This window comes from Pseudomonas sivasensis (assembly GCF_052938085.1).
The window spans coordinates 5,280,874-5,303,093 of the sequence record NZ_CP176442.1 but is presented as its reverse complement, the minus strand read 5'-3'; the positions used below and the strand labels follow the sequence as shown (position 1 = coordinate 5,303,093).

Annotated in this window: 21 protein-coding genes, 5 tRNA genes and 1 pseudogene; 17 read left to right on the top strand and 10 right to left on the bottom strand. The window is 59.1% G+C overall.

The features are described 5' to 3' along the window. Positions 1 to 126 precede the first annotated feature (126 nt). From clpB to ACKZ62_RS24465, 5 genes are all read left to right on the top strand, one after another. Positions 127 to 2,691, top strand: a complete 2,565-nt coding sequence (clpB, locus tag ACKZ62_RS24485) for an ATP-dependent chaperone ClpB (protein WP_122764721.1) — start codon at positions 127 to 129, stop codon at positions 2,689 to 2,691. A 303-nt stretch (positions 2,692 to 2,994) separates the two neighbouring features. After that, a tRNA-Asn gene (locus ACKZ62_RS24480) sits at positions 2,995 to 3,070 on the top strand. A gap of 9 nt (positions 3,071 to 3,079) precedes the next feature. Further along, positions 3,080 to 3,156, top strand: a tRNA-Pro gene (locus ACKZ62_RS24475). A gap of 5 nt (positions 3,157 to 3,161) precedes the next feature. Beyond that, positions 3,162 to 3,237 (top strand) — tRNA-Lys (locus ACKZ62_RS24470). A 94-nt stretch (positions 3,238 to 3,331) separates the two neighbouring features. Next, a tRNA-Pro gene (locus ACKZ62_RS24465) sits at positions 3,332 to 3,408 on the top strand. Between the two features lie 177 nt (positions 3,409 to 3,585). Here ACKZ62_RS24465 and ACKZ62_RS24460 read toward each other — a convergent pair. The 3 genes from ACKZ62_RS24460 to ACKZ62_RS24450 are packed head-to-tail and all read right to left on the bottom strand — an operon-like array spanning position 3,586 to position 5,805. Next, positions 3,586 to 4,884, bottom strand: coding sequence for an NAD(P)/FAD-dependent oxidoreductase (locus ACKZ62_RS24460; RefSeq protein ID WP_032886187.1), 1,299 nt, complete (start codon positions 4,882 to 4,884; stop codon positions 3,586 to 3,588). A gap of 60 nt (positions 4,885 to 4,944) precedes the next feature. Further along, a complete protein-coding gene (locus ACKZ62_RS24455) occupies positions 4,945 to 5,118 on the bottom strand; it encodes a DUF3094 family protein (RefSeq protein WP_032886188.1) in 174 nt (57 codons plus the stop codon). A 57-nt stretch (positions 5,119 to 5,175) separates the two neighbouring features. Then, entirely contained in the window at positions 5,176 to 5,805 is a 630-nt protein-coding gene (locus ACKZ62_RS24450; RefSeq protein ID WP_032886189.1) for a DUF1780 domain-containing protein, read from the bottom strand. 104 nt (positions 5,806 to 5,909) lie between these two features. Between ACKZ62_RS24450 and ACKZ62_RS24445 the strand changes: the two genes are divergently transcribed. The 3 genes from ACKZ62_RS24445 to ACKZ62_RS24435 all read left to right on the top strand — a co-directional run bounded on the left by ACKZ62_RS24445 (position 5,910) and on the right by ACKZ62_RS24435 (position 7,355). Then, positions 5,910 to 6,377 (top strand): FAD/FMN-containing dehydrogenase, encoded by a 468-nt coding sequence (locus tag ACKZ62_RS24445; RefSeq protein ID WP_099601096.1) that lies wholly within the window; start codon positions 5,910 to 5,912, stop codon positions 6,375 to 6,377. Continuing rightward, the gene (locus ACKZ62_RS24440; protein ID WP_447095934.1) at positions 6,374 to 7,063 is read left to right on the top strand and encodes an energy-coupling factor ABC transporter permease; all 690 of its coding nucleotides are present in this window, start codon (positions 6,374 to 6,376) and stop codon (positions 7,061 to 7,063) included. The genes ACKZ62_RS24445 and ACKZ62_RS24440 overlap by 4 nt, the downstream gene beginning before the upstream one ends. A gap of 76 nt (positions 7,064 to 7,139) precedes the next feature. Then, positions 7,140 to 7,355 carry a hypothetical protein gene (locus ACKZ62_RS24435; RefSeq protein WP_032886192.1) on the top strand — a complete coding sequence of 72 codons (216 nt, stop codon included), beginning with the start codon at positions 7,140 to 7,142 and terminating at the stop codon, positions 7,353 to 7,355. Here ACKZ62_RS24435 and yacG read toward each other — a convergent pair. Genes yacG through ACKZ62_RS24415 form a run of 4 tightly spaced genes read right to left on the bottom strand, consistent with a single transcriptional unit; the run spans position 7,352 to position 10,240 of the window. Beyond that, positions 7,352 to 7,552 carry a DNA gyrase inhibitor YacG gene (yacG, locus tag ACKZ62_RS24430; protein WP_032886193.1) on the bottom strand — a complete coding sequence of 67 codons (201 nt, stop codon included), beginning with the start codon at positions 7,550 to 7,552 and terminating at the stop codon, positions 7,352 to 7,354. The two genes, ACKZ62_RS24435 and yacG, sit on opposite strands and share 4 nt — an antisense overlap. Further along, positions 7,549 to 8,172: a dephospho-CoA kinase gene (coaE, locus tag ACKZ62_RS24425; RefSeq protein WP_032886194.1), complete on the bottom strand. Its 624-nt coding sequence runs from the start codon at positions 8,170 to 8,172 to the stop codon at positions 7,549 to 7,551. Before coaE ends, yacG begins: the two co-directional genes overlap by 4 nt. Then, positions 8,169 to 9,035: a prepilin peptidase gene (locus ACKZ62_RS24420; protein ID WP_447095933.1), complete on the bottom strand. Its 867-nt coding sequence runs from the start codon at positions 9,033 to 9,035 to the stop codon at positions 8,169 to 8,171. The genes coaE and ACKZ62_RS24420 overlap by 4 nt, the downstream gene beginning before the upstream one ends. Further along, entirely contained in the window at positions 9,032 to 10,240 is a 1,209-nt protein-coding gene (locus tag ACKZ62_RS24415) for a type II secretion system F family protein (protein ID WP_447095932.1), read from the bottom strand. Before ACKZ62_RS24415 ends, ACKZ62_RS24420 begins: the two co-directional genes overlap by 4 nt. A 202-nt stretch (positions 10,241 to 10,442) precedes the next feature. Between ACKZ62_RS24415 and ACKZ62_RS24410 the strand changes: the two genes are divergently transcribed. The 4 genes from ACKZ62_RS24410 (at position 10,443) to ACKZ62_RS24395 (ending at position 12,871) form a co-directional block, all read left to right on the top strand. Beyond that, complete coding sequence (locus ACKZ62_RS24410; protein WP_032886197.1) at positions 10,443 to 10,844, top strand: pilin; 402 nt, start codon at positions 10,443 to 10,445, stop codon at positions 10,842 to 10,844. A gap of 35 nt (positions 10,845 to 10,879) precedes the next feature. Further along, on the top strand, positions 10,880 to 12,280 hold the full coding sequence (locus tag ACKZ62_RS24405; RefSeq protein ID WP_447095931.1) for an O-antigen ligase family protein: 1,401 nt from the start codon (positions 10,880 to 10,882) through the stop codon (positions 12,278 to 12,280). 48 nt (positions 12,281 to 12,328) lie between these two features. Continuing rightward, positions 12,329 to 12,401, top strand: a tRNA-Thr gene (locus tag ACKZ62_RS24400). Positions 12,402 to 12,565: 164 nt separating this feature from the next. Continuing rightward, positions 12,566 to 12,871, top strand: a complete 306-nt coding sequence (locus tag ACKZ62_RS24395) for a DUF6388 family protein (protein ID WP_032886199.1) — start codon at positions 12,566 to 12,568, stop codon at positions 12,869 to 12,871. Between the two features lie 65 nt (positions 12,872 to 12,936). Here the strand turns inward: ACKZ62_RS24395 and nadC are convergent, their stop codons facing one another. Beyond that, the gene (nadC, locus tag ACKZ62_RS24390) at positions 12,937 to 13,785 is read right to left on the bottom strand and encodes a carboxylating nicotinate-nucleotide diphosphorylase (RefSeq protein ID WP_032886200.1); all 849 of its coding nucleotides are present in this window, start codon (positions 13,783 to 13,785) and stop codon (positions 12,937 to 12,939) included. A 244-nt stretch (positions 13,786 to 14,029) separates the two neighbouring features. Here nadC and ACKZ62_RS24385 point away from each other — a divergent pair, with 244 nt between their 5' ends. The 5 genes and pseudogenes from ACKZ62_RS24385 (at position 14,030) to ACKZ62_RS24365 (ending at position 20,378) form a co-directional block, all read left to right on the top strand. Beyond that, entirely contained in the window at positions 14,030 to 16,180 is a 2,151-nt protein-coding gene (locus ACKZ62_RS24385; RefSeq protein ID WP_447095930.1) for a DUF1631 domain-containing protein, read from the top strand. 61 nt (positions 16,181 to 16,241) lie between these two features. Then, positions 16,242 to 16,805, top strand: a complete 564-nt coding sequence (ampD, locus tag ACKZ62_RS24380) for a 1,6-anhydro-N-acetylmuramyl-L-alanine amidase AmpD (protein WP_099601103.1) — start codon at positions 16,242 to 16,244, stop codon at positions 16,803 to 16,805. Then, complete coding sequence (gene ampE, locus ACKZ62_RS24375; protein WP_095183802.1) at positions 16,802 to 17,638, top strand: regulatory signaling modulator protein AmpE; 837 nt, start codon at positions 16,802 to 16,804, stop codon at positions 17,636 to 17,638. The genes ampD and ampE overlap by 4 nt, the downstream gene beginning before the upstream one ends. A gap of 151 nt (positions 17,639 to 17,789) precedes the next feature. Continuing rightward, positions 17,790 to 19,820 carry a methyl-accepting chemotaxis protein gene (locus tag ACKZ62_RS24370; protein ID WP_447095929.1) on the top strand — a complete coding sequence of 677 codons (2,031 nt, stop codon included), beginning with the start codon at positions 17,790 to 17,792 and terminating at the stop codon, positions 19,818 to 19,820. A 126-nt stretch (positions 19,821 to 19,946) separates the two neighbouring features. Further along, positions 19,947 to 20,378: pseudogene (locus tag ACKZ62_RS24365) on the top strand (hypothetical protein). Here ACKZ62_RS24365 and ACKZ62_RS24360 read toward each other — a convergent pair. Together ACKZ62_RS24360 and cra are read right to left on the bottom strand one after the other, a co-directional pair. After that, positions 20,325 to 21,101, bottom strand: a complete 777-nt coding sequence (locus ACKZ62_RS24360) for a TatD family hydrolase (protein WP_099601105.1) — start codon at positions 21,099 to 21,101, stop codon at positions 20,325 to 20,327. The pseudogene ACKZ62_RS24365 and the gene ACKZ62_RS24360 overlap by 54 nt on opposite strands. A 2-nt stretch (positions 21,102 to 21,103) precedes the next feature. Next, positions 21,104 to 22,099 carry a catabolite repressor/activator gene (gene cra / locus ACKZ62_RS24355; protein WP_095183806.1) on the bottom strand — a complete coding sequence of 332 codons (996 nt, stop codon included), beginning with the start codon at positions 22,097 to 22,099 and terminating at the stop codon, positions 21,104 to 21,106. Between the last annotated feature and the right edge of the window lie 121 nt (positions 22,100 to 22,220).

Sequence of the window (22,220 nt, the reverse complement as noted above, 5' to 3'; positions counted from 1 at the left end):
CCTGACTTACGTCAACTGTCCGTAGCTTGAATCTTCCAGAATCCACCCCATCTATAAGGGTATCTGGCAGGTTTCTTCATTCAGGAATGTTTTATAGCTCCGGCCTGCTCAAAAGGAAGGTGACTAATGCGTATTGATCGTTTAACCAGCAAATTACAGTTGGCGTTATCGGACTCCCAGTCGTTGGCGGTGGGTCTCGACCACCCGGCCATTGAGCCTGCACACTTGATGCAGGCTCTTCTGGAACAGCAAGGTGGTTCTATCAAGCCCTTGCTGATGCAGGTGGGCTTTGATGTCAGCAGCCTGCGTAAGGAGTTGAGCAAAGAGCTCGACCAGCTGCCAAAAATCCAAAATCCAACCGGCGACGTGAACATGTCGCAGGATCTGGCGCGCCTGCTTAACCAGGCCGACCGCCTGGCCCAGCAAAAGGGCGACCAGTTCATCTCCAGCGAACTGGTGCTGCTCGCCGCCATGGACGAGAACAGCAAGCTCGGCAAGTTGTTGCTGGGCCAGGGCGTGAGCAAGAAAGCCCTGGAAAATGCCATCAACAACCTGCGTGGTGGCGACGCGGTGAATGATCCTAACCACGAGGAGTCGCGCCAGGCCCTGGACAAGTACACCGTCGATCTGACCAAGCGCGCCGAAGAAGGCAAGCTTGATCCTGTCATCGGCCGCGACGACGAGATTCGTCGCACCATCCAAGTCCTGCAGCGTCGCACCAAGAATAACCCTGTGCTGATCGGTGAGCCTGGTGTGGGTAAAACCGCGATTGCCGAGGGTTTGGCTCAGCGCATCATCAATGGTGAAGTGCCGGACGGCCTTAAAGGCAAACGCCTGCTGTCCTTGGACATGGGGTCGTTGATCGCCGGTGCTAAGTTCCGCGGCGAGTTTGAAGAGCGCCTGAAATCTCTGCTTAATGAACTGTCGAAGCAGGAAGGGCAGATCATTCTGTTTATCGACGAACTGCACACCATGGTCGGCGCCGGAAAAGGCGAGGGCTCGATGGATGCTGGCAACATGCTCAAGCCAGCTTTGGCGCGCGGCGAGTTGCACTGCGTAGGTGCAACGACGCTCAACGAGTACCGTCAATATATAGAGAAGGATGCAGCCCTTGAGCGTCGCTTCCAGAAAGTGCTGGTGGAAGAACCGAGCGAAGAGGACACCATCGCCATCCTGCGCGGTTTGAAAGAACGCTATGAGGTCCACCACAAGGTGGCGATCACTGACGGTGCGATCATTGCAGCGGCCAAATTGAGCCATCGCTATATCACCGATCGTCAGTTGCCGGACAAGGCCATCGATTTGATCGACGAAGCGGCCAGCCGCATTCGTATGGAAATCGACTCCAAGCCGGAAGTGCTCGACCGCCTGGATCGGCGCCTGATTCAACTGAAAGTCGAATCTCAGGCTTTAAAGAAAGAAGAAGACGACGCTGCGAAGAAACGCCTGGAAAAACTCCAGGAAGAAATTTTGCGGCTTGAGCGCGAGTATTCGGACTTGGAAGAGATCTGGACCTCGGAAAAAGCCGAAGTGCAGGGCTCTGCGCAGATCCAGCAAAAGATCGAACAGTCCCGTCAGGAACTGGAGGCTGCACGCCGTAAGGGCGACCTGAACCGCATGGCCGAATTGCAGTACGGTGTCATCCCGGACCTGGAGCGCAGCTTGCAAATGGTCGACCAGCACGGCAAGAGCGAGAATCAGTTGCTGCGCAGCAAGGTGACCGAGGAAGAAATCGCCGAAGTCGTCTCGAAGTGGACCGGCATTCCTGTGTCGAAAATGCTCGAAGGCGAGCGCGACAAGCTGCTGAAGATGGAGCATCTATTGCACCAGCGCGTGATCGGCCAGGAAGAGGCGGTCGTGGCGGTGTCCAACGCGGTACGGCGTTCGCGGGCCGGCTTGTCCGACCCGAACCGCCCGAGCGGCTCGTTCATGTTTCTCGGCCCGACTGGCGTGGGTAAGACCGAGCTATGCAAGGCGCTGGCTGAGTTTCTCTTTGATACTGAAGAGGCCATGGTGCGGATCGATATGTCCGAGTTCATGGAAAAACACTCGGTGGCTCGCCTGATCGGTGCTCCACCAGGCTATGTGGGCTACGAGGAGGGCGGTTACCTGACCGAAGCCGTGCGGCGTAAGCCTTACTCGGTGATCCTGCTGGATGAGGTCGAGAAGGCGCACCCGGATGTATTCAACATCCTGCTGCAAGTGCTGGAAGATGGTCGGTTGACGGACAGTCACGGGCGTACCGTTGACTTCCGCAACACGGTGATCGTGATGACCTCCAACCTGGGCTCCTCCCAGATCCAGGAGTTGGTAGGTGATCGTGAGGCCCAGCGCGCTGCGGTAATGGATGCGCTGACCACGCACTTCCGCCCGGAATTCATCAACCGGGTCGACGAAGTAGTGATCTTCGAGCCATTGGCGCGTGATCAGATCGCGGGCATCACCGAGATCCAGTTGGGCCGCTTGCGCGGTCGTCTGGCAGAGCGCGAGCTGTCGCTGGAGCTGAGCCGCGAGGCGTTAGACAAGCTGATCGCAGTCGGTTACGACCCGGTGTATGGTGCACGGCCTTTGAAACGTGCGATCCAGCGCTGGATCGAAAACCCGCTGGCGCAGTTGATCCTGTCAGGCAGCTTTATGCCAGGCTCCAGCGTAGAGGCGACTGTGGAGAACGACGAAATCGTCTTCCATTAAGCCTGGATTGCAGCGTTATGAGAGAAGGTCCCGCATCGCGGGACCTTTTTTTTCGTTAGGGCGTTGAACTGTAAGGAAAAGGCTTGTAAAGTGCGCCCCGCAGCAACGTCAGCCCACGGGTTTCTTCTCCCCAAGAAGAAATCAGAAAGAAGCGCAAATCATTGTCTTAAAAGCAATTTAAAGGGTTGACAGGGGTTTTTAAGATTGTAGAATAGCGCGCCTCAGAGACGCTAACGTAGCGATACGGACAGGGTCGAAGAGGAGAGTTTGAAGCAGTAAAAGTTGTACTTTGAAATATGTAGTTCCGTGATAGCTCAGTCGGTAGAGCAAATGACTGTTAATCATTGGGTCCCAGGTTCGAGTCCTGGTCACGGAGCCAATTTCAAACCGGGGTATAGCGCAGTCCGGTAGCGCGCCTGCTTTGGGAGCAGGATGTCGGGAGTTCGAATCCCCCTACCCCGACCATTTTTGGGTCGTTAGCTCAGTTGGTAGAGCAGTTGGCTTTTAACCAATTGGTCGTAGGTTCGAATCCCACACGACCCACCATTTTTGAGACCAGTTAGCGCTGGGATCGAATCTTAAGATCAGAGGCCAAAAGCGCTGATCGAAGAAGGCGACTGAGAGGTCGCCTTTTTTTTACCGGGGTATAGCGCAGTCCGGTAGCGCGCCTGCTTTGGGAGCAGGATGTCGGGAGTTCGAATCCCCCTACCCCGACCATATTAAAAATCCTCGTATCGAAAGATACGGGGATTTTTTTTGCGCACGCAAAACCTCAAAACACTGCGCATCAAACGTGAGAGGGGGCCTGGTCTCGACAGCAGTCTGTCAGCCAATGAAGACATAGCTGACCCACCGCGATCGGGAGCAGGCCCCCTCCAACATTATTTTATGTTGTTAGTGAAGTTTGAGTCGCGGCTCAGTACCACGCCCAATCCTGCTGCCCAGCATCAGCATCGCCGTGCGGAAGAAGCCATAGAGCGCCATCTGGTGCATCCGGTACAGCGACACGTAGAACATCCGCGCCAGCCAGCCTTCCAGCATCACACTGCCTGTCAGATTGCCCATCAAGTTACCCACCGCTGAAAAGCGTGACAGCGAGATCAGCGATCCATAGTCGGTGTACTTGTACGACGGCAGCTCCTTGCCCTCGATGCGTAGCTTCAGCGACTTAGCCAACAACGATGCTTGCTGGTGGGCAGCCTGGGCCCGTGGCGGTACGTTGCGGTCGGTGCCCGGTTGCGGACACGCGGCGCAGTCGCCGAACGCAAAGATATTTTCGTCGCGGGTGGTTTGCAGCGTCGGCAGCACTTGCAGCTGATTGATGCGGTTGGTTTCCAGGCCATCAATATCCTTGAGGAACCCTGGCGCGCGAATCCCTGCAGCCCACACTTTAAGACTGGCCGGAATCACCTGGCCGCTGCTGGTAATCAGTGCATCGGCAGTGACTTCGCTGACGGCCGAGTTGGTCAGCACTGTCACGCCGAGCTTCTCCAGGGTTTTATGCACCGGCCCGCCAATACGCTCCGGTAGGGCGGGCAGTACGCGTGGGCCGGCTTCGATCAGGGTGATGTGCATGTTTTCCGGCTTGATTCGGTCCAGGCCGTAGGCAGCCAGCTCATGGGCAGCGTTATGCAGCTCGGCGGCGAGTTCGACGCCGGTGGCGCCGGCGCCGACGATGGCGACACTGATCTGCTCGACGACATCGGTCTGTCCGGCATGTGCGCGCAGGTAGTGGTTGAGCAGTTGCTGGTGAAAACGTTCGGCCTGTTTGCGGGTGTCGAGAAACAGGCAGTGTTGCGCCGCGCCCTCGGTGCCGAAGTCGTTAGTGGTGCTGCCTACCGCAATCACTAGGCTGTCGTAGCTCAGAACGCGCGCAGGCACCAGTTCGCGGCCCTCTTCGTCGAGGGTGGCGGCCAACTGAATCTTCTTCTGCTCTCGGTCAAGCCCGCTCATGCGCCCCAGTTGGAACTCGAAGTGGTTCCATTTGGCCTGGGCGACGTAGTTGAGTTCGTCTTCCGAAGAGTTCAGCGACCCGGCGGCCACTTCGTGCAGCAGCGGCTTCCAGATATGGGTCAGGTTGGTGTCCACCAGCGTGATGCTGGCAGTGCCACGCTTGCCCAGAGTCTTACCCAGGCGGGTAGCCAACTCCAGACCGCCGGCGCCGCCGCCGACGATAATAATACGATGGGTCATAGGGATATCTCGCAAGGCTAAAAGAAATCGGAGCAGTTACCCTCGCGAGCGCCAGGCAGCTCATAGCGTTAGGTAACTCAAAAGGCGGCTCAGCAGACCGAGCCCGATCACCACCACCAGCACCACACCAAGGAGCAGCCACGGCCGGAAAGGCTTGCGCTCGACTCGGTTTTGGGAGAGTTGCAGATACTCTTCGACATGCTTTTGGTCGTCGGGGTTCAGGCGACTGGTCATATAAGGCCTCGTCAGGTAGACGTTGCAAAAGGGCGCCACGTTACAGTCGGGGTGGGATCAGAGGCTGATCCCCACGTCGAACACTATGCTGCGCCCCAGGTTGTTGCGCAAGAAATCCGGGGCGTCCGGGTGAGCGAACAGCACTCGCGCGAACGTTGGCCCCACCAGAGACAGCGAGCGCCAGCCTTGGCGCAAGTATTCGGTGGGGGGTGGGAAGTGGCTGTTGAGGTCGAGCACTTCGCGCTTGAGGCTGGTGAACGCGACAAGATCCAGTTCGCCCAGGTCCATCCCGCGCTCTTTGTAGTTGTGGGCCTTCTTGCGCAACGTGGGCGCCAGGCGCAGCAGGAATTCATGAGCGGGGATTCGCCGAGGCTTGGCTTCGCGCCGCACCAGTTGGCTGAGGGAGAATGCGCTACGCCGGCGCAGCAGTTCGTCTCGCCATTCGTCGTTCAGTCGCCGCCCTTCATCAAGTACGAAAAACACCTCGAAACTGGCATCGCGAAACAGCACATCCGGTGGTTCTTGACCTGCGGCATGAAACTCTTCGGCGCGGTAAGGCACGTTCAAACCTTGCAGCAGGCGCTGGCAGACCCAACGCTCACGCTCCCATTTGCGGGCATTGGACAGGAACGCGTTGGCTTGTTCGGCTGCTACGGTGAGCAGGCGCAAATAATCTGAGTCATCCATGCATGCAGCTTAGCGTCCAAATGATGACCGCAGGAAGTCCTGCCGCAAAAGCCAGGGTGTAGACTGGCCTTTCAAGCGTAATTCCCCCAAATGAGGAGCGTGCAGTGAAGTTTCTGGTGGTGTTGTTGCTAAGTCTTTTACCGGTATGGGCGCAGGCTGTTGAAGTGGGCGAGCGCCTCACTCCCTGGACCTTGCTCGATCAATTCGACCAAGCCTATACCCTCGATAACCATGCGCAGATTCTGCTGGTGGCGCGCAGCATGGACGCAGCGAAGCTGGTAGATGCTGCGCTGCTAGGCCAACCTAAAGGCTACTTAGAAGCACGGCACGCAGTGTTCGTCGCCGATATCCAGCGCATGCCTCGACTGATCGCCAAACTGTTCGCGGTACCCGCCATGCAATCCTACAACTACCGGGTCATGCTGGACCGTGACGCGCGTATCGCGCCGCGTTATCCCGCAGCGGCGGATAAAGTGCTGTGGCTGCAGCTGGAAAACGGTGCGTTGGTTTCTCAGCACGAATACGGCACTGCTGCCGAATTGCGCCAGGCCCTGGAGCAGGTGAGGCCGTGATCAGCGCCGCAGTGCTGGCGCCCACAACCCTGGGCATCGGCTGGCTGTTGTACGCGCCGGTGCTGCTATGGGCGATCCTGCGCTCGCCCTGGGTCGAGTTGTTTGCCGACCGGCGGCGCCAGCATTTGCTGTTCGGTACGGTGTTCGCACTGTTCATGTTGTGGCTGGTGCGGCGGGATTTCGACACTGGTGTGTCCTACCACTTTATTGGTATGACCGCCGTAACCTTGCTGCTGGATTGGCCCCTGGCCATCGTCGGTGGTTTTGCCGCCCAGTTCGGGTTACTGCTGCTTGGGCGCCAGGACCTGGCGGCACTTGGCGTCAACGGCCTGCTGCTGGTCGTGCTGCCGGTGCTGATCACCGAAGGCTGTGCGCTTGTGGTCGAGCGGGCTCAGCCGCGCAATCCTTTCGTGTATATCTTTTGCTCCGGTTTTTTTGCTGCCGCGCTGTCGGCCTTGCTCTGCCTGTTACTGGGGTTGGGTTTGCTATGGTTTGACGGCCGTTTTGCCATGCCAGAATGGCTGGAAGATTTCGTCGGCTACCTGTGGCTGATCATCTTCCCAGAGGCCTTTATCAACGGCATGGTCATCAGCGCTCTGGTGGTGTTTTGCCCCGAATGGCTGGAGACCTTCAACCGCACCCGCTACCTCTCTGCGCCTTGGAAGGATGACGATTCGCAGCGTTGATCCAGATCAAACCCAGGGCGAGCGAGCAGGCCCATGCTCTGCCAAATTTTAGATAAGCAGGCGGGGAGCACGGATCATGGGTGTGTATGAGTGGGCACGGCAGGAGTTGCGAAAAAGCCAGGATGCGGCGCAGGAAATCGGTTTCGACCCAGGCCTGACCCTGCGGGCCATGCTCAGTGCGGTTGTGCAGCAGAGCAAGGGCGTGCGCAGTTTTGAAGACCTGGCCGACGAGCTGCAATACCTTGCAGAGAACCTCGACGACCAGCAGGAATACGCCTTTATGCGGCCTTAATGGCGAGGCGGCAGATCTTCGGAAAACAGCTCGTCTTCTGCGTCCGGGGCTACGGGGATCTTGTGTTCTTCAGCGGCCCAGGCGCCCAGATCGATGAGTTTGCAACGGTCCGAGCAAAACGGCCGGTTGAGATTGTCGGTTTTCCATTCCACGGGGGCGCCGCAGGTTGGGCAGTCGACGGTCAAGGGTTGGCTCATGATCGGCCTCCACGCAAAGTAAGGTAAAAGTGGTGCAGTCGCTCGACCTCGCTGTGCAGCCAGGCGAGGTCCTGGTCATTGACCAGTACGTCATCGGCATGGTTCAGGCGGTCTTCACGGCTGGACTGAGCCTTTAGAATCGCCTGTACTTGCTGTTCGCTGATGCCGTCGCGCTGCAGGGTACGCTGAATCTGCACCGATTGCGGCACGTCGATCACCAGGATGCGCTGGGTCATGCTGTACTGGCCGGACTCGATCAGCAGCGGCGACACCAGAATCGCGTAAGGCGAGCGCGCGCGCGCCAGGTGGCTGCGAATCTCCTCGCCGATCAGCGGGTGTAGCAAGCCTTCCAGCCATAGGCGCTCTTCAGGTACTTCAAAGATCAGCTTGCGCAACGCGGCGCGGTCCAGTTGACCGTCGGGCTGCAGCACGTGTGCACCAAAGTGCTCGGCGATGCGTGCCAGTGCCGGCCGGCCAGGCTCGACCACCCAGCGCGCGGCGTGGTCGGCGTCGACCAGGTCCACGCCCAGGTCGATAAAGTGCTGGGCCGCCGCGCTTTTACCGCTGCCGATGCCGCCGGTGAGGCCAAGAATCCAGGGTGTTGCAACAGAAGTGGTCATCTGAAACCGACAGACTGCAAATAGAAGTCGGTTATTTGACCACCCCAGAGCAATGCAATCCAGCCGGCAATTGCCAGATACGGACCAAACGGCATCGGGGCCGAAGCCTGAGTCTTGCGCACGCGCATCAGGATCAGCCCGATAACCACTCCCACCAGCGACGACATCAACAGTGTCATCGGCAAAATCTGCCAACCACCCCAGGCGCCGAGCAGAGCCAGTAACTTGAAGTCGCCGTGGCCCATGCCGTCCTTACCGGTGACCAATTTGAACAGCCAGAACACGCTCCATAAGCTCATGTAGCCGATCACTGTGCCCCAAAGGGCGTCGGGTAAAGTCGTCAGTAATTCAAAGCTGTTGACGATCAACCCCAGCCACAGCAATGGCAGCACCAGCACATCCGGCAGTAATTGGTGGTCCGCGTCGATCAGGCTCATTGCCAGCAACCCCCAACTCAATATCAGCACTGCTGCGGCTTGCCAGCCAAAGCCGAAATGTAGGGCGACCCAGGCCGAGATCAGCCCGCACGCAAGCTCGGTGAAGGGGTAGCGTGTGCTGATGGTTGCCTGGCAGCGGGCGCAGCGGCCTCGGAGTATCAGGTAACTGAGCACCGGGATGTTTTCCCACGGCCGGATCGGATGATCACAGTGCGGGCAGCACGAGTTGGGGTGCATCAGGTTGTAGGTCGGCCCGGCAGGCTCAGCAGGTAAACCGAGCACTTCGTGGGCCTGAGCACGCCATTCCCGTTCGAGCATTTTTGGCAGGCGCCACACGAGCACATTGAGAAAACTGCCGACGATCAGCCCCAGTACCGACGCTATCGCCACAAAGGCCCATGGGTGCTCACTCAACAGCAAATTCAAAATGCGCTCCCCAGTTGGAAGACCGGCAGGTACATGGCGATGACCAGCGTCGCGACAATCCCCCCCAGAACCACCATGATCAGCGGTTCCATCAGGCTGGTGAGGCTGTCGACTTGGTTGTCCACGTCGTTCTCATAGTGGTTGGCGACTTTTTCCAGCATCTGTTCCAGCATGCCCGATTCTTCGCCGATTGCTGTCATCTGAATCGCCATGCTGGGAAACAGGCCGCTGTTGGCCATGGAGTGATTCAACTGCATGCCAGTGGATACATCGTGACGCATATGTTCGATTGCCTGTTTGAACGGGGCATTGCCCACGGCGCCGGCGACTGAGTCCAAAGCCTGTACCAGTGGAACACCGGCTGCAAAGGTGGTGGACAACGTACGGGCGTGGCGGGCCACTGCGGATTTTGTCAGCAGTTTGCCTGCCAAGGGCGCATTCAACAAACCGGCGTCGAGCCAGTAGCGAAAACGCGGCGAGCTCCGATAAGCCTTACGCAACCCCATGATTCCGGCGGCAATGCCCAACACCAGCATCCACCAGGCTTGCTGCACGAGTGCCGACAAGGCGATCACCTGCAAGGTAAGCGTTGGCAGCTTACCGTCAACCCCGGCGAACAGGGTCTGGAACTGCGGAACTACGTGAACCAGCAGTATGCCGGTGACCAGGCTGGCAACCACCAGGACCGCAACGGGGTAGGTCATGGCCTTTTTAATCCTGGCATTGAGTTGCTCGCTCTTTTCGCGGTGGATCGCTACCCGGTCCAGCAGGGTATCCAGCGCACCCGCTTGTTCGCCCGCGGCCACAAGGTTGCAGTACAGCTCATCGAAGTAGCGCGGTTGTTTACGCAACGCCTCGGCCAGACTGGTGCCGGCTGCGATGTGCTGTTTCAGGTCTTGTACCAGCTCACGCACCGCGCGGTTGTCGAAGCCTTCGTTGATGATGTCGAAGGCTTGCAGAAGGGGTATTCCGGCTTTGAGCAGAGTGGCCAGTTGGCGAGTGAGCAGCGTGATGTCAGTGGCTTTAACCGAATGAGTAAGGCTTGGCAGCATCGGGGAGTGCTTGCGCACACGGCCAGGGCTGATGCCTTGCTGGCGTAGTTGTGCCTTGACCAGGGCAGGGTTGTGCCCCTTGGTTTGCCCGGACACCCTGCGCCCTTTTCGGTTGATGCCTTCCCAAGCATAAATCGTTGAAGCGTTGTTCATGTCGCGGTTCCGCATATAAACCTTCGAAGATTTATAGCTTAGTCAGGTGACGGATTCGGGCGTGTCGAGGGCGCAGGATAAAATGTCAGAATGTGCGTCTTGTGCGCGATTGCCCGCTTACGGGTGAGTACACTGGCGCCGCTGAAAAAAACGGGGTGCAGGACGCGCCTTGTCATGAGTTCTATTCTGGAGAGTGAATGTGATGAGTCAAAAAGGCTTTACCTTGATCGAGTTGTTGATCGTCGTGGCAATCATCGGCATTTTGGCCACCATCGGCCTCCCGATGTACACCACACACCAGGCCAAGGCCAAGTTCACTGCCGGCCTGGCTGAAATTACCGCCTTGAAGGCCGGCTACGAAGACACCTTCAATCAGGGCACCGTACCCACCTTGGCCTTGATTGGCGGCACGACCCCGACCGCCAACTGCAAGATCGATGTAGCAGGCGACGTCACGACGGGCGTGGGCTCCATCAGTTGCGAAATACTTGATGCGCCAGCGCCTGTGCTGGGCAAGACCATCAGCCTGACGCGCAGCGCCACCGGCTGGAAATGCACTACAACTGCTGAAGAGAAATATGCCGGCAAGGGTTGCGGCGCATAACTGCTAAACCATCCACAGGGAAGTAGAGGTGGCCGATGGCGTTATCCGTACAGCAGCGAGGCGGTGTGTTCCTGGTAGTAGTGGTGTGCTTGCTGACGATTGGGATCTGCGCACCGTTCAGTGGGCACGATCTGCAGCGCGTAGTGCAGATTGCCATCGGGGTCTGTGCGGTGCTGTATGGGCTGTCGGTTACCAGGCTTGAACCCTTGGTGGATAGGTTTACGGGCTGGGGCCTGGCGCTGGTTCTGGTGATGGGCATGGTGTCTTCGGTACTGGCCCATCAGCCGCTCTGGGCCTTCACCGAGTTGGCATTGTTTTTCAGTTGCGCTGCGATTGCCGTAGCGTTTGCCTTACTCCGGCGCCACGGCGGTGAGCCGATGGATCGTGTGCTGATACTGGTTGTGGTGCTGCTGTGCCTGATCAAAACCATCCAATATCTGTATGCCGGTGCGCTCGCATTCACCAGTGGTGCACGCACGCTGGATCCAGACCTGTTGCTGTCAGGCTTTTCCAACAAGCGCTTCTACGGTCAGTTCCAGACATTTACCCTGCCGTTACTGGCGCTTCCCCTGCTGATACCCAATATCTCCCGCGCCCTGCGAGGTGCGGCGTTTGCTTTATTGTGCGTCTGGTGGCTGATTGCGATAAGCGGTGGTACGCGCGGTACATGGCTAGGGATGGGCGCGGCGGGTTTACTGCTGGCGCTGCTGGGGCCCTGGGGGCGACGCTGGATGGGGTGGCAGTTGGCCGCTGTCGCAGGCGGCCTGTTGTTGTACTGGCTGGTATTTACGGTGCTGGCCGACCACTTGGGGATTGTGCTTTCCAGTGGCGCTGGTGATCGCCTGACCACCTCGCTGTCTGGGCGTGGTCCAATCTGGTGGCAGGCATGGCATATGCTTGTCGAGCGGCCATGGCTCGGGTTCGGGCCGATGCATTTTGCTGATATTGCCAACGAGATCGCCGCCCATCCGCATCAGTCCGTTTTGCAATGGGCCAGCGAATGGGGTGTGCCGTCGGCACTCTGCGTGGCGGTGTTGGCGTGGCGTTCCGGATGGGCCACGCTTGGTGTGCTGCGTGAGAGGGCGCTGTCTGCCGAGCGCGTTGATCTGTTGCGCTTATGTCTGTTTGCAGCGTTGGTCGGCGCCTTGGTGCAGTCCATGGTCGACGGCGTGATCGTGATGCCCATTTCCCAAGTCTGGCTGGCACTGACAATCGGCTGGCTAATGGCGCTGCATGTGTGGGGTGCCTCGGCAACGGTTGCGCTACCGCTGGTTGGGTGGGCTTGGAAAGTACTGAGTGTGCTGGCCGTTGGTCTGTTGATTGCGATTGCACTGCGCGATGTCCCTCACATCGCGCAAGCCCAGCAGCAATACCTGAGTGACCATGGAAATCACCTGCAACCACGTTTCTGGGCCCAGGGGGTCATTGCTCGCTGAGGGGTGTAAGTTGCCGGACGCCCGATGCGGTGCTAGCTTTAGCCCACCGCCCGTGTAGCTCAGTTGGTAGAGCAGCGCACTCGTAACGCGAAGGTCGCAGGTTCGATTCCTGTCTCGGGCATAAAGGCGCTACTGTTTTAGATGCCGTGTTTAAACGGCAACGTTTTCAGATGATCCCAGAATGGTTCTGAAGGCCAGACGAGTCGGCATTCATGCCCGCTCTTTTGTATCTGCGCAACCTTGATGACCCAGATGCATCCCCATTCCTCGATCTAAGAGAACAACATGACCACGACTGAAATGACCCAGGAAGTTCGACATCAAGCAGCCCTCGAAAAATACATCGGGGAATCGCCGCAGCTCAAAGAAGAGATCAAGGACCTGAGCGCCGATGATCAGCGCGACCAGATCCAGTGGGCATTCGAGGACGAGGCCGAGAGCCAGGGCCTCCAGCCTTGGGAGTTGACCCTCAAGTACACCTCGACACCGGAAGAGTTCGAAGCCGCACGGCTGGCCTTGCACAAAGAGGCGGCCGAGGTGCTGGGTGTGGATTGGGAAGAGTATTGCGAGATGAATAACCTGGTCGTCTGACGCCGACGTACTTGTGTGGTGTGCGGGGCAGCCCGCTCACCACAATCAAGCATCAAATATTGACCTCAGATGCTCAGTCGCATAGACAAGTCCACCGCCTTAACATCCTTGGTCATCGCGCCGATGGAGATGTAGTCCACTCCGGTTTCAGCGATGGGCAGCAGGGTGCTTTCATTGATCCCGCCACTGGCTTCCAGCTTCGCCTTGCCGCCGTTCAGGCGCACGGCTTCACGCATATCTTCCAGGCTCAATTCATCCAGCATGATGATGTCGGCGCCCGCCGCCAGTGCTTCGCGTAGTTCGTCCAGGCTTTCCACTTCGATTTCCACCGGCTTGCCGGGCGCGATTTTGTGCGCGGCGGTAATGGCTTGGGCGATACCACCGCAGGCCGCGATGTGGTTTTCCTTGATCAGGAACGCGTCATACAAGCCAATCCGGTGGTTGTGGCAGCCACCACAGGTCACGGCGTATTTCTGCGCCAGGCGCAGGCCGGGCAGGGTTTTTCGGGTATCCAGCAGCTTGACCTGGGTGCTGGCGACAAAATCTGCGAGGAACCGGGCGCGTGTGGCGACCCCGGACAGCAACTGCAGGAAGTTCAGGGCAGAGCGTTCGCCGGTGAGCAACGAGCGCGCCGGGCCTTCGAGGTGGAACAGGGCTTGGTTGGGGCTGACGCGCTCGCCGTCGGCCACTTGCCAGTGCACGGCGACCCTTGGGTCCAGTTGGCGGAAGACTGCGTCTACCCAGGCCGTACCGGCAATCACAGCGATATCGCGGGTAATGATGGTGGCGGTGGCCAGCCGTTCGGTCGGGATCAACTGCGCGGTGATGTCGCCGCTGCCGATGTCTTCCAGCAGTGCACGGCGCACGTTGGCTTCGATTTCGGCGGTGAGGTCGGCAAGACGGAGGTTCGGCATAACAGGCTCCACAAACAAAGTGTCCCGATTATAGGGGTAGCGTGCATTCGAACCCAGAGTCACCGCTGATTTACCACGCAATGTCAGAGGGTGCTGGCGCAACGGCCCTCATTTGCAAGATAATCCTGCGCCTTGCAATTGGCGTCATAGCTTTGACGTCCTGGTGATGAGCGGTTTCCACAGCGCCCAACGGGCCTGTACCCGATCTTTCCCCAACTCAATACCGCCGTTTCAGGAGGCCAGGATGCACAATGACGGAAAGGTGGTGCCAATCAACAGGGCACACGCCACGCCATCGCCGCTCGCGCGCCTGCCGGTGGTACTGCTGCAGGTTCGCGACAGAGCCGCGCAACAGTTGCAGCAGGGGCTGCAGGAATTGTTCGATAACGCCGACGACACGTTGTTCGAGATGGCCGACAAGGCCCGCAGCAACGTGGATCACCATATTTTTTTTGAAGCCATGCGCGACCTGCGCCTCAAGCGCAAGAATTTCGAGCGCGTGTTCATGGAGCGGTTATTCCAAGCCTTTGGCGGCCTGGGCCAGGCGGGGAGGGGCGAGCTTCAGATGGTGCCGGTGATGTCCTATGACACGGCGCCAAGTTCATCCAAGGATGAATTGGAAAAAGCCGTGGCACTTGAGGCCATGGTCGGCCGGGTGCGCAACCGAGACGGCCTGGCGCTTGGGCAGTTGACCGCGCGCTTGAGTGCCTTGCTGGGCAATAACCTGGGTGATCGTGAAAACCCTTTGGGCCCGGCGCTACTGTGCGAGTTTTTCCTGCGTGCGGGGCGCAGTTTGGGTGTGGAGATCCGCGTCAAACTGATCATGCTCAAACTGTTTGAAAAATACGTGCTCAGTGACGCCGACCAACTCTACGGGGAAGCCAACCAGTTGCTGGGCGCCACCGGCGTATTGCCGGAACTCAAGGCTGTACCCTCCCGTCGCCCTGGCGAGCGCGCCACTCGTGATTACCAGCGTGAAGCAGCATTGCCCAGCGCGGAGCAACCCGTCGACGAGAATGGCCAGCAAGCCTTCGCCGCTTTGCAGGCGCTGTTGGCCCCCGTGCGCGGTAGCGTGTCGCCTACGCTTGAGGCCAGCGCAGAACCCCAGCCCATCGCCACCCGCGACCTGTTGCGGCTGTTGTCCCATTTGCAGCAGTACGTGCCGGAACCGGAAGTCGAAGATGATTTCGACCTGCGTAACCAGCTTGAGCAATTGCTCACCCGTGTCAGCGTCAAAAGTGGCAAGTCGCGGGTCGTGGAGGATGCGGACGAAGATGTAATCAACCTGATCGCCTTGCTGTTCGAATTTATCCTCAACGACCGCACCGTGCCGGACGCCTTCAAGGCTTTGATCGGCCGACTGCAGATCCCACTGCTGAAAGTGGCAGTGCTGGACAAGAGTTTTTTCAGCCGTGCCAGCCACCCAGCGCGGCGCCTGTTGAATGAAATTGCCACGACCGCCATGGGCTGGAGCCCGGTCGCTGACTACCAGCGCGACAGCCTGTATCTGCGCATCGAGCAGGTGGTTCAGCGTTTGCTCAATGAGTTTATCGAAGACCCGGCGATTTTTTCCCTGTTGCTGACTGAGTTCAATGCGTTTACCGCTGATGAGCGTCGGCGCTGCGAGTTGCTTGAGCAGCACACTCGCGACGCCGAAGAAGGGCGCGTGCGCACTGACGCGGCGCGAGCGCGGGTGGCCGAGGTGCTCAATCGACGGCTATTGGGCAAGGTTTTACCGCGAGCTGTGGTGCTGTTTCTGCAACAGGCCTGGAGTCAGGTGCTGTTGCTGGCCAGCCTCAAGTACGGCGAGCAGTCGGTGCAATGGCAAGCAGCGCTGCGGACCATGGATGAGCTGATCTGGAGTGTGAGCCTGCCGCAAGACACCGAAGCCGGGGGCCATTTAGTAGAGCAGTTGCCGGGCTTGCTCAAGGCCCTACGCGACGGGTTGACCAGTGCAGCCTTCGACCCCTTCAGCACCCGTGATTTTTTTGTTCGTTTGCAGGCCCTGCATGTCCAGCCGACCGAGGGTGTCGATGGGTTGATCGAAGTGCGCGAACCTTTAGTGCTCAGCACAACGCCGCCTGGTTCAGTTGAAGATCTCCCGGCGGATGATCCGGACCTGCTCAAGGTTTACAAATTGCGGATCGGTGACTGGGTCGTGTTCCAGCCAGGGCAGCCCAGCGCTCTGCGGTGCAAGCTGATGGCGATCATGGCACCGGCCAATACCTACGTTTTTGTTGGCCGCACCGGGCTCAAAGTCCTGGATAAAAGTGCAGGCCAACTGGCGCTGGCGTTCAAGCGTGGGGCGCTGTACATCCTGGATGATGGGCCGCTGTTCGAGCGAGCACTGGCGGCAGTGGTGGGGCAACTGCGTCAACTCAATCGCGGCAAGTGATCGCAACCACGGGGTCGAACGCGGCATACTGGTCACACTTAGTCACGTTCAAGGATCCTGTATGCAGTTGGACCCCGCCAGCGGTTGGTGCCAGGGCATTCGCCATTGCCCTTCGCCCAACTTCAACGAGCGCCCCACAGGCGAAATCTCACTGTTGGTGGTGCATAACATCAGCCTGCCACCGGCGCAGTTCGCCACTGGCAAGGTGCAGGAGTTTTTCCAGAATCGCCTGGATGTCACGGAACATCCCTACTTTGAAGGGATTGCAGAGCTACGGGTGTCTGCGCATTTTCTGATTGAGCGCGACGGCGCGGTGACGCAGTTTGTGTCCTGCATCGACCGCGCCTGGCATGCAGGGGTTTCATGCTACGAAGGGCGTGAAACCTGTAATGACTTTTCCTTGGGTATAGAGCTGGAAGGCACGGATGACCTGCCCTTCACCGACGCCCAATATAGGTCGCTGATCGACCTTACCCTTCAGTTGCTGGCAGCCTATCCCGGTATTACGCCGCAGCGCATATGCGGTCACAGCGATATCGCCCCGGGGCGCAAGACCGATCCCGGCCCCGCTTTTGATTGGACGCGCTTTCGCAGCGCTCTGCAGGATGGAGGACACGCACGATGAGTTTTCTGGTATTGGTGCTGGCGGTGTGGATCGAGAAGTTCTCGGCCATGCGCCAGCGATTGCAGCGTGACGGCGGCTGGTTGCGTGAATTGGCCAAGTTGGAGTCGAGCCCGCGCCTGGGCAAGCAACCTTGGCTGATTCTGGTCCTGTTGGTGTTGCTGCCGGTGGCGTTGCTGGCGTTGTTGCTGCTGGTGCTGGAACCGGTGGCCTATGGCTTGTTGGCGCTGCCGGTGCACCTGCTGGTGGTGATCTACAGCTTGGGCCGTGGTGATCTGTTGGCCGGGCTTGGGCCGTTTCGCGACGCCTGGCGCCGGGGTGATCTGCAAGCTTCCGAGCACGTGGCCGAGCGCGACCTGAAGCTGGGTGCCGACAGCGGTGAGCAACTGCTGGAACGCGTTCAGGGCCATTTGTTGTGGCAGGCTTACCAGAGCTTTTTCGCAGTGATTTTCTGGTACTTCCTGTTGGGGCCGGTCGCCGCGCTGGCCTATCGGCTTTTGGCCCTGGCCAGTGAGCACAGCCAGAACCCACTGGTAGCCGAACGCGCCGGGCAATTGCGTCATGCGTTTGACTGGTTGCCGGTGCGCCTGCTGGCGGCCAGCTTTGCCTTGGTGGGCAATTTCGTCGCGGTCAGTCGTGTCATGCTTCACGAGCTGCTGAACTGGGACATCAGCGCCGCGCAACTGGTGGAAAAAGTCGGCCTGGTCGCTGCTGAAATCCCGCCGCCGGTGGTAGGTGCAGACGGCATCAATAGCCTGGATCGGCTTTGGGAGCTGCTGCTGCGCGCGGCAGTGCTGTGGTATGCCGGTTTCGCCATTTGGACTGTGCTGCCTTGACCCTCCGACAGGAGCGAGTCCTTCGCTCCTGTCGTTAACCTTAAGTTACAAAACTCCCTTTGAAATTGAGCTATATAGACAGAGCGCCAAATAGTGGCTTTCTGCCGCCGCCCTGCGCCTCAATAAAAATAAAAGAAAAGGGAGTTCACCTGTGAAGAGCTTGCTCTATCCCGCCATCGCGCTGATGAATCGCCTGAGCTTCGGCATGAAGTTCAGCCTGATCAGCGTGCTGTTCCTGCTGCCGATGCTCGCGACCAACTATTACCTGGTGCGTGATTCCTGGCGCGAATTCCAGGGCACCCGTGTCGAACTGCAAAGCCTTGATCTGCTCGGCAGCAGCCTGGCCCTGCGCCGAGATCTGGAGACCCTGAATAACCAGGTGCAGATCAACGCAACCCTCGGCCAGTCCGGTAAAGCCGGTGACCTTGAGGCCAAGATCGGCGCCTTGGAGCAGAGCGTGCTCACCCGTTTGCAAGGCCTCAACCCGATGGCCACCGAGCCCGAGCAAATCACCGTGTTTGAAGGCAAGCGCGACGAACTGATCGCCGCCTTCAAGGCCCAGCAACAGGAAACTTCGTTGCTGAGCAAAAGTGCGCTGATCGGCAAGTTGCTGAATAAAGCGCAGATGCTCAGCCAGATCATTGCCAGCCAATCCGGCTTGAGCCGTGACCCGCAGAGCGATTTACGCCAACTCAGCGAACTGATCACCAGTGTCACCCCCCAAGTCACTCAAACCCTGGGAGAGGGGCGGGCGATGGGCGCTTACTCCCTGGGACAGGGCTTCCTCAATTCCTCCTCAAGCACCCGTTTTGACGAACTGCTGCAACAGCTGGAAAAACTCCAAGCCGAATACGGCTTAAAATTGCAGGACGCCCTGGGCTCCAGCAAAGCCGCTCACGCTGCGCTTGATGGCTTGGCGAAGGCCAGCAACGCCAGCCTCAAGCAAGGCAGCGAGTTGTTTGAAGAGCAGGTGGTCATGGCTGAAACCCTCGAAGCTCCTTGGCAGGCTTTCTACGACAGCGTCAGCCAATTGATGGCCAAGACCTATCAGCTCGATGACGCCACCCTGAGTTTTCTCGGGCAGCAACTGGATCAGCGCCTGGCGCAGAACCGTACACACATGGTGGTACTGGTCTCGGCACTGACAGCGGTATTTCTGCTGATCTTCTATCTGTACGCAGGCTTCTACGCCTCGACGCGCACCACCCTGCGACGCCTGGGGGCGATGATGGACAAGGTGGCGGCCGGCGATATGACCGTCACGTTTGTCGCCCAAAGCCGCGACGAGTTGGGCGATCTCGGCCAGGTGTTCAACGGCACCGTGGCGAAAATCCATGACTTGATCGAACGCGTCGGTCACACCGTCAGCCAGGTCGAACTGCAGGCCGGACAAGTGGAAAAAGTTTCGGCCCGCAGCAATCAAGCGGTCTCTGGCCAGCGCACGCAAATCGAACAAGTGGCGACGGCCATGAACCAGATGTCGGCCACCGCCCAGGAAGTGGCGCGCAGTGCGGCCGCGGCGGTCAGCAGTGCTCACAGCGTTAACGATGAAACCGTAAGTGGCCGTGGACTGGTGCAATCCCAGCAGAGCAGCATTGCGCGGCTGGCCTCGGAGATAGATTTGTCAGTGGGGGTGATCAACCAACTGGCCACTGACAGCCAGTCGATCAGCAGCGTGTTGGAAGTCATTAAAAGCATCGCCGAGCAAACTAACCTGCTGGCGCTCAACGCGGCGATTGAGGCCGCGCGGGCTGGTGAGCAGGGACGCGGTTTTGCGGTGGTGGCCGATGAAGTGCGCACGCTGGCTCGGCGCACTCAGCATTCCACCGAAGAAATCGAACAGATGATCAGCCGCCTGCACAGCGGTGTCGGCGCGGCAGTGAAGGCCATGGGCACCAGCCATGAAATGGCCAGCGGTACCGTCGGCCAATCGGAAAAGGTCCAGCAGGCGCTGGAAAATATCCTCGGCGCCGTCGGCATGATCGTCGACCAGAACCAGCAAATCGCTGCCGCCGTGGAACAACAGACTGCCGTCGCCCACGATATCGACCAGAACATCGTCGAAATCAATCGGGCCGGCGAACATGCGGCCCAAGGCGCACATCAGACCGAGGCGGCAAGCCGGCAGCTCTCATTGCAGGTGATCGAGTTGAAGCAATTGATCGGGGCCTTTCGCGTGTAAGGGGGCGGAGTAGGATTGGTCTTCTGGTGATGTAGTTCTCGTCTGGATTTCCCTGGATGCCTTTTTTGTTCGCGGGAATGAGTGAGAATTTATTTCACTCAATCCCGCTTAAGGGGAGGCACGACGATGACCACCGCCGCTGGCATCAAGGGGCACTGTGCCCATTGCGACATCACGTTTTAACTCAAGCCCTGGCAACTGAATGCCATCGCCATCGAAGAACCCTTCGACTGCCCCTACTGTCAGCATGTGTTGGAACTGAACTGCCCACGGCAATTGCGCCACTTCAAAGCGCTGGACCACTGGGCGCTGGTACGCCCGAGCATGGCGATATTGACCAGCGTGGTGCTGATCGTGGCACTGGTGACTGAATGGGTGGGGCTGATCAGCGTGATCGGCCAGCTCAACGTGTCACTGTTGGTGCTGTTGGTGCATTTCCTGGTGCTGCGCTACGCCCGCCATCGGCAGCGAATGACCCTTAACCTGCAAGCGGTGATCCCGGCCTTACCACTTGAACAGCTCCCACGCATTGCGTGTGCTCGCCTCGGCCAGCAATAGCGGGCTGGTGCCCATGCGTTCGGCCAGGGCGGTGCAGATCTCGGGCAGGTGCTCAGGGCTATTGCGCTGGCCTGGGTACATGGCCGGTGCCATGTCGGGGGCGTCGGTTTCCAGTACCACCGCGTCCAGCGGCAATTGCGCCAGCACCTTGTGCATGCGCAAAGCCTGGGGCCACGTGGCGGCACCGCCGAGGCCGAGCTTGAAGCCCAGCTTGATGTACTCGTGGGCTTCCTCCCGGCTTCCGGCGAACGCGTGGATGATGCCACCTCGTGGCAGGCGGATGCGCTTGAGGGTGGCGATCACGGCTGCGTGGCTGCGGCGTACGTGCAGCAGCGCCGGCAGTTGGAAGTCCACGGCCAGTTTGAGCTGGGCTTCGAACAGGCTCTGCTGGCGTTCGCGGTCCAGGTGTTCAAGGAAGTAATCCAGGCCAATTTCGCCCACCGCACACAGTTGCCGGTGGCCGTGCAGGCGGCTCAGCCAGTCGCCCAATGCCGTGAGGTCGGCGGGACGGTGGTCGTCCAGGTACACCGGGTGCAAGCCGAAAGCCGCGAACAATCCTTCATCCGCCTGCACCAGATCCCACAGTCGCTGCCAATTTTGCTGATACACCCCCAACACCACCATGCGTTGCACCCCAAGTGTACGGCTGCGGGCGAGGACTTGCGGGCGATCGTTGTCGAAGTCCGGGAAGTCCAAGTGGGTATGGGTGTCGATCAGCTCCACGCTCAGGCCTCGTGGATCCGCTGTTTGAAGGTCCGGCCGATGGCATGCACGCCCGGTTGGTACTGTTCTTCTTCAATCGCGGCCAAGGCCAGGCGCAAGGCAGCGTCGGCAATCAGTTGATGTTGCTGGGCCATGGCGTTGACCGGCAGCGGCAGAAAATCCAGCAGCTGAGTGTCACCAAAGGTGCCCAAGCGCAGCGGGCGCGACTTGAGTGGGAAGTCATGCAGCGCGTCAAACACACCCTGCAAGAGCACGTAGGACGTGGTCACCAGTGCGTCAGGCAAATGCCCCAGTCGTTGCAGAAGTTGCTCCATCAACTGTCTGCCGCAATCACGGCTGAAGGATTCGCCGTGTTCGACGATCACCTCGCCTGTGAAGCCTTGCAGCGCTTCACGAAAACCATCAGCGCGCTCCTGGCTGATGTTCAGCTCAGGCCGTGCGCCGATCAGCACGATCTGTTTGGGCAGTGGTTGCAGCAGGCTGCTGGTCAGTTGCTGGCACGCCTGGCGGTCGTCGCTGACCACTGAGCAGAACTGGTCTGGTTCCATCACCCGGTCGATAGCGATCACCGGTAAGCCTTTGGCTTGTAGCTCGCGGTAGCTGTTATCGCTGGCGGGCAGGCAACTGGCCACGAACAACGCATCGCAACGCCGCGCGCGGAACAGTTGCAGCAGTTGGCGCTCGCTGTCCGCCTCATCGTCGGAACTGGCGATCAGCAACTGATAGCCGCGCGCGCGGGCGCCTTGTTCCAATAGCTTGGCGATTCGTGCGTAACTGGGGTTTTCCAGGTCGGGCAGAATAAAGCCCAAGGTGCGCGTGTGCCGACTGCGCAGCCCGGCGGCTTGGGGGTTGGGCGTAAAGCCATGGGCTTCGACCACGGCACGCACTCGCTCAACGGTGGCGTTGCTGATGCGTTGCTGTTCGGCCTTGCCATTGATGACGTAGCTGGCGGTGGTCACGGACACACCGGCTAGACGCGCGATATCACTGAGTTTCAAACCGGGATTTCCTTGTTTTTTGGAGCTTGCCCCGACATTTTTTCCAATCGTAACCGATTCCAGCCTACGACCCATGTTCCAGCTCAAGTGCCGAGTGGTCCTTCAAGGATGCACAATTAAC